This is a genomic window from Halosimplex amylolyticum, assembly GCF_051414035.1.
Taxonomy (GTDB): Archaea; Halobacteriota; Halobacteria; order Halobacteriales; family Haloarculaceae; genus Halosimplex; species Halosimplex amylolyticum.
In genome coordinates, this window is sequence record NZ_JBLKNW010000009.1 from 1 (window position 1) to 12,688 (window position 12,688).

At 61.4% G+C, this 12,688-nt stretch carries 13 protein-coding genes and 2 pseudogenes; 11 read left to right on the forward strand and 4 right to left on the reverse strand.

Features of this window, described 5'->3' with window-relative positions:
* From ACMGFE_RS22795 to ACMGFE_RS22835, 10 genes and pseudogenes are all read left to right on the forward strand, one after another.
* Positions 1-87 (forward strand): annotated as a pseudogene (locus tag ACMGFE_RS22795) (IS5/IS1182 family transposase); the annotation flags it as partial.
* 82 nt (positions 88-169) lie between these two features.
* The gene (locus tag ACMGFE_RS22800; RefSeq protein WP_436927577.1) at positions 170-511 is read left to right on the forward strand and encodes a DUF7344 domain-containing protein; all 342 of its coding nucleotides are present in this window, start codon (positions 170-172) and stop codon (positions 509-511) included.
* Between the two features lie 207 nt (positions 512-718).
* Positions 719-967 (forward strand): hypothetical protein, encoded by a 249-nt coding sequence (locus ACMGFE_RS22805; protein ID WP_436927578.1) that lies wholly within the window; start codon positions 719-721, stop codon positions 965-967.
* Between the two features lie 613 nt (positions 968-1,580).
* Positions 1,581-1,982, forward strand: coding sequence for a hypothetical protein (locus ACMGFE_RS22810; protein ID WP_436927579.1), 402 nt, complete (start codon positions 1,581-1,583; stop codon positions 1,980-1,982).
* 238 nt (positions 1,983-2,220) lie between these two features.
* Positions 2,221-2,832: a twin-arginine translocation signal domain-containing protein gene (locus tag ACMGFE_RS22815; RefSeq protein ID WP_436927580.1), complete on the forward strand. Its 612-nt coding sequence runs from the start codon at positions 2,221-2,223 to the stop codon at positions 2,830-2,832.
* A gap of 220 nt (positions 2,833-3,052) precedes the next feature.
* Positions 3,053-4,270: an RNA-guided endonuclease InsQ/TnpB family protein gene (locus ACMGFE_RS22820; RefSeq protein ID WP_436927581.1), complete on the forward strand. Its 1,218-nt coding sequence runs from the start codon at positions 3,053-3,055 to the stop codon at positions 4,268-4,270.
* A 163-nt stretch (positions 4,271-4,433) separates the two neighbouring features.
* Positions 4,434-4,514 (forward strand): annotated as a pseudogene (locus tag ACMGFE_RS26080) (DUF8054 family protein); the annotation flags it as partial.
* A gap of 204 nt (positions 4,515-4,718) precedes the next feature.
* Positions 4,719-5,978, forward strand: coding sequence for a hypothetical protein (locus ACMGFE_RS22825; protein ID WP_436927582.1), 1,260 nt, complete (start codon positions 4,719-4,721; stop codon positions 5,976-5,978).
* A gap of 44 nt (positions 5,979-6,022) precedes the next feature.
* A complete protein-coding gene (locus ACMGFE_RS22830; RefSeq protein ID WP_436927583.1) occupies positions 6,023-6,169 on the forward strand; it encodes a hypothetical protein in 147 nt (48 codons plus the stop codon).
* Between the two features lie 90 nt (positions 6,170-6,259).
* The gene (locus ACMGFE_RS22835) at positions 6,260-7,744 is read left to right on the forward strand and encodes a winged helix-turn-helix transcriptional regulator (protein WP_436927584.1); all 1,485 of its coding nucleotides are present in this window, start codon (positions 6,260-6,262) and stop codon (positions 7,742-7,744) included.
* 47 nt (positions 7,745-7,791) lie between these two features.
* On the opposite strand, the gene ACMGFE_RS22840 is transcribed toward ACMGFE_RS22835, so the two are convergent.
* From ACMGFE_RS22840 to ACMGFE_RS22850, 3 genes are all read right to left on the reverse strand, one after another.
* Positions 7,792-8,652, reverse strand: a complete 861-nt coding sequence (locus tag ACMGFE_RS22840) for an ABC transporter ATP-binding protein (RefSeq protein ID WP_436927585.1) — start codon at positions 8,650-8,652, stop codon at positions 7,792-7,794.
* A 205-nt stretch (positions 8,653-8,857) separates the two neighbouring features.
* Positions 8,858-10,159, reverse strand: coding sequence for an ABC transporter substrate-binding protein (locus ACMGFE_RS22845; protein ID WP_436927586.1), 1,302 nt, complete (start codon positions 10,157-10,159; stop codon positions 8,858-8,860).
* A 135-nt stretch (positions 10,160-10,294) separates the two neighbouring features.
* Positions 10,295-10,531: an HTH domain-containing protein gene (locus ACMGFE_RS22850; RefSeq protein ID WP_436927587.1), complete on the reverse strand. Its 237-nt coding sequence runs from the start codon at positions 10,529-10,531 to the stop codon at positions 10,295-10,297.
* Positions 10,532-10,741: 210 nt separating this feature from the next.
* Here ACMGFE_RS22850 and sod point away from each other — a divergent pair, with 210 nt between their 5' ends.
* Positions 10,742-11,356 (forward strand): superoxide dismutase [Mn], encoded by a 615-nt coding sequence (gene sod, locus ACMGFE_RS22855; RefSeq protein WP_436927588.1) that lies wholly within the window; start codon positions 10,742-10,744, stop codon positions 11,354-11,356.
* 76 nt (positions 11,357-11,432) lie between these two features.
* Here the strand turns inward: sod and ACMGFE_RS22860 are convergent, their stop codons facing one another.
* Entirely contained in the window at positions 11,433-11,741 is a 309-nt protein-coding gene (locus ACMGFE_RS22860) for a hypothetical protein (protein WP_436927589.1), read from the reverse strand.
* Positions 11,742-12,688: the final 947 nt, after the last annotated feature.

The following is a 12,688-nucleotide window of genomic DNA, read 5'->3' on the forward strand; positions in this document are numbered from 1 at the left end:
ATCCGTGCGCGAGCATGGTTTCGTGAGTTCCGTGAAATTGTCCTGAAGTGTGTCGTTCACAACATCAAGCGAGCCGTGAAACCGTGAAATCGTGCTCCGTCCGGCGATTCACCACGGCCAAACATACTATCTTTATTTGCATTGGTATCGGATCTCAAGGCACGCTCCAATGACACTCCCACGTGAGTCATCCTATGGAAGCCTCGCCCGGAAACGACGAGAGCACCTCATAGCGTATCTTCGAGATACAGAAGAGAAAGTGGTTCAATTAGACGATCTCGTCGAGTATATTCATAAAATAGAGCCAGACTCTCCATCTCCTGATAGAGAATCCATCCGTATCGACCTCTATCATATCCACCTGCCGTTCTTGGATGAGGAGGAGACAATCGACTTTGATCACCGCTCGGAGACAGTTCAGTATCGAAGCCACGCACGACTCGAAGCCGAGTTAGACCAGTTGAGTGACACTGACACCGAAACAGAGGTAGACGCACCCCAGTTTCCGTAACAATGACGGTTTATTTGCTCAGTTCGCAGGGTGCAGTGAACGGTAGATTCGTCATGTAGCTGGCTGAAAGTAGTGTCCGGTTCTCCTCACAGAGTCGGATCTACTCAGTATAGCTCGCCGTTGTATCAAATTGTGATATAATTGTATTATATGATCAGCGAACTTTAAAGGCAATTAAGGCACAGATGGATATAGAGGCGAACTATAATGGGAATACTCGATTCCTTCGGTGGCTTGGTTAGTAGCATAATTGCATCGATCGTAATGCTAGTTTTGGCTATTCTTAGCTTCTTTATTACCATATTTATAGTCCAAGCGGGAGCGGGGTTAGCTGGATATTCTCCGAGTGGCGATTTTGTAGCACTTTCAGCCGCGATCTTGGCGGCAGCTGCAATCGCGGCTGGAGCATCCCCCTTGACAGGGCTCTCTACTGAGAGCGATAACCGGACGCGGTAGATTTGCAGGTTGCAATGAACGGAGAATTCGTCACGTAGCTGGCTGAAATTAGTGTCCGGTTCTCTCCCTATAGTCGGATCTGCTCAGTACAGCAAATTTACCTAACGCCCAATCAAGTTCGGTATCGTACGACTCTGTTCGAGAAAAACCAGCAATTTCACGTCGGTTTCAAGGTGTTTTCAGCGGATTTATCACGGTTAATCGGTTCCCTGTATTTGGGCCCGAACGGATTCGGTGCGTCCGCTGACAACTGGCCCTCCAATCCCTCTTTCCGTGAATCCCGTCGAGAGCGGAAATCTTCAGTATAGGAGATCGTCCTACCAGTTAGACTTTTGAATGTGGAATTGGAACTACACCGGGGAGGGAACTGCTGACTTCTCCACCACAGGCTAACGTCTGTGTGTCAGCCCTTCCCACCTGTGAGATTGCTTGACTGGAGTCCTGATTAAAGAGACTCGGATGGTTGATTTATTGGCACTGACTCTTGGTGCAGGCGAAGAACATACTTTTCGGTGGGATCCGTGCACCGAGGATATTTCGTTGACTAATCTGCAACCCATTTTCTCACACTAAAGATTCTTGAGTCTCCGACACGAATGTGCTATCGTTTACCATGGAGACGGCACAACACGAAAACGGTGAAAAGGTCATGGAGAATTGGGATACCGTTTTCAAAGCACTCTCGTCAGAGCCGCGTCGCCAACTCATAGTTTCTCTGTTGGACGCTGGACCCGATCACTCGGTTCCGTTGCCCGAGAGTGCAATAATGCCCAACGTCCTAGCAGACCCGGAGATGCTTCGTCAGGAATTACATCACGTACATCTGCCGATGTTAGCGGATATGGGATTCATTACTTGGGAGACAGAACCGTTGGTTGCCTCACGAGGTCCAAAGTTTGATCAAGTAGCGGTAGTTTTCGAGGCTCTCCACGCAGAAGCGACCAACATTCCCGATTCGCTAGTGATTGGGTGTCAACGACTTGAGGAGGAAAGTCAGAATAACATCGATCTCTAATAGTCCTTTCTAACAATTCACGCGGTAAGTTCGCAGGCTGCAGTGAACGGAGAATTCGTCACGTAGCTGGCTGAAATTAGTGTCCGGTTCCTCCCCTAGAGTCGGATCTAGTCAGTACAGGTGGTGCAGATATCGTTCAGTACAGGGTAGGAACTGGAGGGTGGCACACGTAGCCTTTGCAAGCCTTTGATTCACCTCTACCGCTGGGCAAGTATGCCCGTCCCAGGAGGGACAAATAATGCCTTCAAACGATGACAACAGTCTCTTCGATAGGGTAACTGATTCGCGCAGAGCATTCATGAAAAAGGGTGCAGTGGCATCCGGTGCGCTCGCCATTGGCGGGTCCGGGGTCGTCGCCGGGCAGGAAGGCGACGATACCGACACGGATGGCGACGACGGCGGGATCGGCGACCTCGACGACAACTGGAAGGGGTTGGTCTTCGCCAGTAACTTCCACCCCAACGCCCGGTTCACGTTCGTCTCAGACGTCGTCGAGTGGACCCCCAACTACGGGGACGTCCGGGACAGTTTCTTCTCGGACTACAACACCTACCAAATCCGGTGGGTGAACACCGACGAGGTCGTCCCGCTGTTCGTCGCCGAGGACGCCAGCATCGGCGAGTACGACGACGACCTCGGGTTCATCACCGACGCCGACGACGACGAGAACCAGCCGCAGGTGTTCGAGATGAACCGCGAGTGGACGCCGTTCGGCGACAACGACCGGCTCATCACCATCAATGCCGGCCCCGTCGGCGAAGACACCGAAGACGCGATCCTCGAAAACCAGGACTGGTGGAAGGAGAGCGAAGACGAAGGCACCGCGACCCAGACCGAGAACGCCAACTAAGGGCGATTACACCATTTTTCGGACTGACAACCAGTTAAAGGAGTTCATTCTCTCCGTAGTAGCGGATCTGTTCAATACGCATGCTCTGTTGAACAACCAATTCAGCAACAGCTATGCTGGAATAAACATGCTGATAATCATTCTTTGATACCTTACAACTTGGGCAGTTGCTACTACCTGCTCCTGAGATTTAAGTACTAATCCGAGGCGAACAATCCTCGTGACCGCCGAATACATCCGTCGGACAGCAATCACGCGGTTAGTAGTTAGTAGATCTGCACACAACCTTCTCGAAGAGACGCTCAGCGCGTGGAAGGACGGATGCCAGATTGCGGTCAACAAAGCATGGGGACAGTATCAGGAACAACGATCCATTCAGTCGATAGCGTATGATGCAATCCGTTCGGAAACCGAACTGGGGAGCCAACACGCAATATTAGCGACCCACCAAGCGGCTGAGGCGATTCAGGCGTGCCGTACTCGTGAAGAGAATGGCCGACCCATCTCCAAGCCCACGTTTTCAGCACCTACCGTCCGCTACGATTCTCGGTCGATGACTCTTTTCGATGACGGAACGGTTTCCTTATCGACTGTCGAGGATCGTGTCAGGTGTATACTGGCACTTCCAGACGACGAAGATGGTTATCAGTACAAGTATCTCTCCGATCCAGAGTGGCAACTCACTGAAAGTACGCTAACAATCCGGGAGGGCCAGTGGTTTCTCCATCTGGGATTTCGGAAAGTAGCACCAGATGCCGAATGTTCAACTGCCGAGAACGGAACGGTTCTCGGGGTTGATCTCGGGATCGAACATCTCGCTGTAACTAGTACAGGGAGATTCTTTTCTGGGTCGGAGCTCCAGCACGAACGTAAGCAATATGAAAAACTCCAGCGAGGATTGCAGAAGACTGGAACCCGAAGTGCATATCGGACCCATAGACAAGTGAGTAGACGACTTCGCAGGTTTGCAATTGATTGCCTTCACCGGGTTGCAAACGGTATTCTCGCTGAAGCGCGTCGTTTCGACTGCTCAACGATTGCCTTTGAAGAACTAACGGGGATCGTAGAACGACTCCCAGATCAATCTCTGTTCCACAACTGGGCGTTTAGACGCCTAATTTCTTACGTTGAGTACAAAGCTATTGCAGAAGGAATCGACGTGTTACTGGTTGATCCTCGGAATACCAGTCGGATGTGCTCACGGACAGACTGTGACCACGTCGATCCCGAAAACCGATCCAACCGCGATACATTCCTGTGTCAAGAGTGTGAATACGAGGTTCACGCTGACTACAATGCAGCCAAAAATATCGGTCTTCGAGCAGTCCGGTGTGGCCACACGTCGTCACATCGGACGGGCATCAGTCAATGTGCCCTCAAATCCGGAACCATCGCGCCCGGAGAAGGATTCGATCCCTATTCAACCGGGCGGGGATAGCTGGTTCACGGATAAGTCCGCGGTTCGGACAGTTGATCAAGGTTCGTGACGCATTTCCACTACTACTCGGAATCAATACACTGCCAATTCGTACAGTAGTTTCCTTCATCATCTCCTCAACAGATATGATACAGTGTCTGTTGCTGCACCATAGAACGCCGAGAAGATCGAGGCCATCCGCGAGCAGGCGCGCGACGAGGCCCAGCAGCGGGCCGACGAGTGGGGCTTCGACGACGTGCCCTGACGCGGTCCGCAGCACGGTACCGGCCGACGACCGCTCCGTCAGCGTATCCGGTGGTACCCAACGGGGCGGTGTTCGGCGCCGGTCCCGTCGGCCACGCTCCGGGGTTCACGACGCGGCCTGTGACCGTCTCACAGGGACCTTTGGACGGTTTTGCCACAAGCGCTTTTCACCACTCCGGTCACGTCCCGGACGGAGATACACACGATGAAACGCACCGTTGCGATACTGGCGATGCTGGTCGTCTCGGCGATCGCGCCCGTCACGGCACTGGCCGGGACGGCCGATCAACAGGCCTACGCGGGGAGCCACGTCGCCTTCGACACGGGGAGTACCGCCGTCGTCGACTACCGCGTCGACGGCAAACAGACGGTCGACTCGGTTCGCGTCCAGTCGCAGTCCGAGGCAGAGTCGTCGATCGGTCTCGGTGGCTCGGCAGATCTGGACGCCGCGGCCGGCATCGTCGGCGCGGCGCTCTCGGTCGACGCCGAAACCGACGCGGGCGCGTCGCTGACGACCGAGAGCGGTGCGAGCATCGAGGCTCACGACAACGGCCACGGCTCGCTGGTCGTCGCGGCCGACGACGCCGCACAGTACGTCGCGCTGAACGTCAGCGGCGACGCGGAACAGACCGGCGAGAAGCGCGTCGTCTACGAGACCGACGGCGGCGCGACGGCGACCGCGATGGTCGTCGGCGAGGGGAACGTCTCCGTGACCGAGCACGGCAACCTCACCGCCGCGGTCGAAGAGGACAGCCGGCTGGTCGTCCGGAGCTACACGGACGGCCGCAGCGACGCCGACGAGAGCGAGGAACGGCTGATCGTCAACGAGACCGCGGCCGCCAGCGTCTACGTGATGAGCCAGGGCGAGAAGCGAGTCACCGACACCGTCACGTACGGCCAGGACACCGCGGTCGCGGTCGAGGAACGCGCGGAGGGTCGCGTCGACGTGACGGTCAGTCGGACCGCCCACGAGGGGCGCGTGATCCTCGCGCACGTCTCCAACGAGACGTTCCATTCCACCGAGGACGTGCAGGTGGCCGTCGACGGCGAGGCCGCGGCGAGCGCCTCGTCGTACGCGGAGCTGCGCCAGGCCGCCGCGGGCGGCGACACGTCGAAGTACATGGTCCGCCAGTCCGGCGGGGCATCGGCGTCGGCCGGCGCGACGGTCCTCGTCGGCGTCAACCACTTCTCGACGCGGACGGTGACGATGACTGACTCCACGGACGACGGCGAGACGGCCACCTCGGACGGGAGCGATGCGACGGAAACGGACGCACCGGCCGGCGACGACGATGATTCGTCCGACAGCGACGCTGCCGAAGGCGACTCGGCGGACGGCGACGCCACCGACGACGAGTCCGGTGCCGGCGCGACGACGTCCGGCGACGGGGCCGGCTTCGGCGGTGCGGTCGCACTCCTCGCGCTGGCCGCAGTGGTGAGTCTTGCCGTCGCGCGACGGAACTGAGGGGGCAGTCGCTTGCGCTCTCCCGACGGGGACGGAGGACGGCGATGGACCTGGTGATGTGCACCGGGTGTGGCGTCTTCACGCCCGCCGCTCCCGGCGAGGTCCGTCGGCCGATCGCCGACGAGTGTCCCCGGTGCGCGGGCGTCACGTTCAGAGACACCGACGCCGGTCGGACCGTCCGAGCGGACTGACCGTCCACGTCGGGCCGCTCGATCGGACTGGCCGTCCACGAGACTTATTACGGCCTTGGGGGAACCAGGGCGGTAACTGGGTGTTCCACGATGGACGATCACCGGGCCCGTAGCCCCGTCGCCGCGACCGCGATACTGGCCGACGTATTCGCGAGTCTGCTCGCCACCGGCGCGGTCGGGTTCGCTGGGCCCGCGTCCGCGGATTCTGCCGCCGTCGAGGCTTCGAGTGAGACCGACGCGGTGACGCCGACCGCGACGCCGTCGTCCGCCGCGACGAATTCGACGCCCACGCCGACACCGGACGGTTCGCTCGCGGGCGTGATCACCACCGCGACCGACAACACGACAGAGACCATCGAGAACACGACGGACTCGGTGACGAACACGACCGACGAGACGGTCGAAAACACGACCGAGACCGTCGAGAACACGACGGAGTCCACCGAGAACACCACAGACTCGGCGGTCGAGACGACAGAGAACACCACGGAGTCGGTGGTCAACGAGACCGGGGAGACGGTCGAGAACACGACAGAGACGGTCGAAAACACGACGGAGGATCTCACGAATACGACCGAGAACGTGACGTCACCGATCGTCGACGAGTCCGACGACCTGGTCGACGCGAACCTGACGGCGACGGTCTCTGGGAGCTTGAACGCGACCGTCGGCGTGAACGCCTCCGTCGGCGTCGGGAGCGGGACGGCGACGGTCACGCCGACGACCGAAGCTTCGCCGACACCGGAGTCGACGGCGCGCACCCACGGCGACGAGCAAGCGGCGGGTTCCGGTACGCCGACTGTGTCGGGCGCGCTCGCCGCGAACGGCGGCGATGGGAGTGACGCCGGCGACTCGTCGCTCCCTTCGCGGGCTGGGGCGGCCGCGGGTGGCGCGCTCGTGGTCGCGGGCGTGACCGTCGCCGCGGCATCGAAACACGTCGCGGCGAACACGACCGCCGCACAGGGGGGCGAACTCGCCTGGCTCGGCCAGGCAGCGAGACTGAAAGCTCACGGGGCGATCGACGCCGTTCGGGGACGGCTCGCGCGCCTCCCGCGAATACTCTTCCCGCCGGGCTACAGCCGCCACGACGACTCCGACCCGCTCGAACACGAGACGCGCCGTGACCTCTTCGAGGCCGTCGAGCGCTCGCCGGGGGTCAACCTCTCGACGCTGGCCGACGACAGCGACGTCTCGCTGTCGACCGTGCGTCACCACCTCCGCATCCTCCAGGAGGAGCACCTGATCGTCGGCGAGCGCATCCGCGGGCAGCGCCGCTACTTCCCCAGCAACGAGTCCGAACCGGTGCTCGTCGCCGCGCTCGACGACAGCGCGACCGAGCCCATCCTTCGGACGCTCGCGCGGTCCGGGGCGGCGTCAGTGAGCGACCTCGCCGACGCGCTCGGACGAGACCCGAGCACTATTTCCCACCACGTCTCGCGGCTGGAAGACGACGGGCTGGTCGAGCGGGAACGCGACCGCCGGTCGGTCCAGAACAGCCTCGCCCCCGTCGCCGAACGGGTCCTCGCCCAGTCCGGGAGCGCGGGCGGCCAGCAGCGCCCGGTCGCGACGGAGTGACGACGGGCGACTGGCATTTCGCTCGGTCGGACGGCGCGATTCTCCGGTCACTCGCCGTCGTCGATCGCGACGTTCGGCGAGATGCGCGGCCCGGACGGTCCCTCGTCGACCGTCGCGTCGACGCGGAACACGTCGGCGAGGAGCTCTTCGGTCACCACGTCGGTCGGCGGGCCCCAGTCGTACATCTCGCCGTCGCGCATCGCGATGAGGTTGTCGGCGAACCGGGCGGCCTGGGCGATGTCGTGGAGGACGACGCCGACGGTGACGTCCCGCTCGCGGTTGAGCGTCTGCACGACGTCCATCACGCGGAGCTGGTGGTGCAGGTCGAGGAACGTCGTCGGTTCGTCGAGCAACAGCACGTCCGTGTCCTGGGCGAGCACCATCGCGATCCAGGCGAGTTGCTTCTGGCCGCCGCTGAGGTTGCGCAGTTCCTGGTCCCGGAGGTGGTCGACGCCGGCGAGGTCGATCGCCCGGTCGACCGCGGCGTTGTCCTCCTCGGTGACCGACTCGAAGAATCCGCGGTGGGGGTAGCGGCCGTGGTAGACGAGGTCCTCGACGGTCAGGCTGCCCGGCGACTCGTTCTCCTGGGAGAGCAACCCGAGCCGCCGGGCGAGTTGCTTCGAGTCGAGCGACTGGACCTGCTCGCCGTCGAGGAGCACGTGGCCCGATTCGGGGGCGAGCTGGTTCGCCATCGACTTGAGGAGCGTGCTCTTGCCGCTGCCGTTCGGGCCGACGAGAGCGGTCACCTCCCCGCGCGGGACGACGACCGTGTCGCACTCCACGACCGGCTCGCTCGTCGTCGGGTAGCCGATCGCGAGGTCCTCGCCGACGAGTTCGCTCGCTGCGTCTCCGGCCTCGGTCGCGTCGTCCGCGCCTGCGCTCGCGCGGTCCGTTCGGTCTCCGTCCATCGCGTTCCCGTCCGACGCTCCGGGGCGCTCGCCTGAAGACTCCTCGGATACGGACCGACCGTCGCCCATCAGTGATCCCCCGCCCGGTCCCGGACGTCCACTCGGTGCGGTCGCGCCGGGTCGCCGCCGCTCGCGACGCCGCGGCCGAACGGACGGTCGGCGCTCGTCGCGGGGGTCACGGTCACGACGCTCGTCGCAGTCACGGTCACAACGCTCCGTTGAGGATGTCCGCGACCCGCTGGCGGTCGAACAGCCGTTCCTCCGCGGGGATCTCCGGGTACGGGTCGCCGTGGGTGTAGCCGGGCCACTCGCCGAACTGCTCGGGATAGAGCTGTTTCGCCGTCATCTCGAGCTGGAAGAGGTTCATGAGCGGTCCCTGGACCGGGTGGCCCGAGGGGTAGACGGCGCCCGCGTCGACGGCGGTCAACTGGCGCCCGACGGAGTGGTCCGCGAGCGTCTCGCGGATCGCGGCCACGTCGTAGTAGGAGTTGATCCCGTAGCGGTGGAGGAGCACGTCGGGGTCGACGTCGAGCAGCGACTCGTAATCGTAGGAGGTCTCGAAGGTCACGTCGTCGGTCGCGAACGCGTCGGTCGCGCCCAGCGGCCGGACGTGGGCGTTGGCGAACCCCGGCGTGTTGATCTTCGACGGGTAGAACGTCCCGTCCATGAAGATGACCGAACCGACCGTCGGGCGCTCCCCTTCCGGGGGGAGGTTCGACCGGATCCGGTCGACGAGGTCGGCGTGGACCTCCGCGAGTCGCTCGTAGCGCTGTCGCGCCCGGAACACGCCGGCGACCTTCGCGGCGATCTCCCAGAGCGTGTAGTACTCGTAGCGGTCGCGACACCCCTTCGGCGGCTGGCCGTGGGTGCGACTGTAGACGTTCCCGAACCAGGGCGCGACCGTCTCGCGGATATCCTCGACGTCCGCGTGGCTCCACCCTTCGAACGACGCGACGAGGCAGGGGTCGACGAGGTGCAGGTCGGAGTCCAGTTCGTAGAACAGCTCCCGGTCGACGGTGAGGTTCCCCGACCCGGTGTTCAGCTGTGCGAGGTCGTCGCGGTCGAAGGAGACGCCGTCGAGGCGCTCGTAGTAGGCGTCGAGCGTGTTGCCGCCGGTCTGGGCGTCGAACCCCAGCGAGTTGACCGCGTCGCCGTGGCCGTAGGCGACCGCCAGGTCGGCGTAGATCAGGCTGTAGACCATCACGCTCTCCGGGACGGCGTCGAACTCGACGGTGCCGACCGGCGACATCGTCACCGAATACGGGCCCTCGGCCGTCGTCGCCGTCTCCGCGTCCGTCTCGGTGGATGTGTCGCCCGCGGTCGCGGTGGGCGTCGGAGTCCCGTCTCGCTCGGGATCGCTCGACGCCGGTGTGTCGGTCGCCGTCGGCTCGCTCCCGGCGCCGTCGTTCGCACACCCTGCCAGCAACCCGCCGCCCAGGAGCGCCCCGCCGTACTTCACGTACGTCCTCCGGGTGGGGCCACCCGCGCTCTCGGACTCGCGTTCCATAAGTTTAGGCTAGCCAAAAATGCATAAAGAGCTACCGAAATCGAGGCAGGGTCGGACGCGGCTGGCGGGGCGGTGGGTCGGTTCACGTCCCGTCGCGGGACGGCGGTACTCGCTGGGGACGAGCTGGGCGGCGACTCACTCGTCCATCATCACGGGGATCCACCAGACGCGACTCCGACCGCCGACCTTCTTGCTCGTCACGTCGGTCTCCTCCTGGAGGTCGTGGAGTCTGTTGAGTGCGGTGCGGCGCGAACAGCCCAGCACCTCGGCCACCTCGCTCGCGGTCAGCGGTTCGGCGTAGTCCTCGCGGTCGCGGAACACCTCGATGACGTCCGACTCGGTGTACTCGGTCTCACGGCCGGGTTCGACCATGTACTCCTTTCGAGCCGTTCGGACTTAGGGGTTCCTACGAGGGTATCTACAGCTATTCATAGTCCGACTTTGGTTCTAAAACCTATCCCTCGCAACCACGTCGCGGGCAGTAACCGCTACTGTTCGCACCGGTCTGATAGTGACAACTGGGCCACAAAAATCGATTTCAGAGAATCGTTATCAGGCTATCGTCCGTCCGAAGCAATGCACATGCCAGAGCAATCCGATCCCGAGTTGCCGCCGCTCCCGTACGACTACGACGCTCTCGAGCCACACATCAGCGAGCAGGTGCTCACGTGGCATCACGACACCCACCATCAGGGGTACGTCAACGGCCTCGAATCCGCCGAGGAGACGCTCGCCGACGCGCGCGAGTCGGGCGACCACTCGTCGACCGCCGGCGCGCTGGGCAACGTCACCCACAACGGCTGTGGCCACTATCTCCACACGCTGTTCTGGGAGAACATGGACCCCAACGGCGGCGGCGAGCCCGACGGCGACCTGGCCGACCGCATCGAGGAGGACTTCGGCTCCTACGAAGGCTGGAAGGGCGAGTTCGAGGCCGCCGCGTCCGCCGCCGGTGGCTGGGCCTTGCTGGTCTACGATCCCGTCGCGAAGCAGCTGCGGAACGTCGCCGTGGACAAGCACGACCAGGGCGCCCTGTGGGGCGCACACCCAGTCCTCGCGCTGGACGTCTGGGAACACTCTTACTACTACGACTACGGCCCAGACCGTGGCTCGTTCGTCGACGCGTTCTTCGAAGTCGTCGACTGGGACGAGGTCGCCGACCAGTACGACACCATCGTCTCGCGCATCGAAGACTGAGGCCACCGGTCGGTGGGCGCCTTTCCGGTTTTGTTTCGCCGGGTGCTTCGTCTGGACCTCGCAGTTTTCAGGGCGATCAGTCGACCGATTCGACGACGAGCGTAAGTCGAGACCGTTCGGCGTCCGTCGTCACGTCGAGGTCGTAGCCCACGGCGAGGATAACAGTGTCGGGATTTACGAATGATGGGTCCAACAGATCGGTCGTGCCTGCTGAATTGACGCCCGACTTCCCGTTGTTTCTCGGTGGGATGCTCGCGGGTATCTGTGGTGCCGTCGCTGCGCTCATATACATAGTTGCTCTCCCTGGTTCGCCCGCGGTCGCGCTGGCGTACGGCTTCGCCGCGCTCGCGTTCACCTTCTTGACGATTGCTGCTGTCGCCGCCACCGGCCTCTGGTTGTGGGCTCAGACCTGACTCGTCAACCTTCCCATCCCGAGTTCGCGGACCAGTCTGTCGCGTCTGCTCTGGATGCTCATAGCCCTCAACCGTTAAGTAATATCACTTACAATTCTGGGTGGGGATCTGTCCTCAATTTTTGTCTTGGGAGTGACCCTCTAGTTAACATCACTTTAAATATGTGTAAACCCACTTATTACTTGAGATCATCTATCTGATCGACAACGCCGATAATTTGAAGAAACCTCTCAAAAATCAGATTCTGAACATTAACGACACATCTGTCTTTCCTGGTTCGTCAGGAGCACTTGCCGCCCGTACTCCGCCTGGGATACCTGCTCTGATCACGAAAGGATCCAATCCCGCTAGGACGTGTGCACTTCCTAAGATTACCCGGGAAGCAGCAGTTTTTCTGCCGATCATACTCAGCGAATCACCGCTAGTATACTATTGATCAAGGGGTGATAGCGACTAGATTCGGGCGTCGACGGGGCGTTCGAACGCAGTGGGAAGCAGATCGGGCTGAGACCGGTGAAATGCCGGACTTGAGAAGACTCCAGGAGAACACGATAGCCGAAATATAAGATAGGTGGGGTGTCGCATACCCTGCGTGAGAGCATCGCTTGTGCAGATTATTTCCGATTCAGGGGAACCGAGAAACCCACGGACTGACATATTTCGCGGAGTGCTTCGATACACTGGATCACGGGAGGGATGCGTATCTAAGGGGAATTCGCCGGTATTCGCCGTATCTGGCAGGTACGCAGTACGTGTCCTCCACCCCATCTCTAGTTGCGTTTCCCCTTGGGAACTCACTATGTAGCGGGGAACTGGCCGAGATGTACATGCCGAAGACACCGATATGATACGGGTGTACCGCCCAAATACCCCTTCTTGGCACCGTATGGGAATTGTGCGAGGAGAATCGACGGTCGGC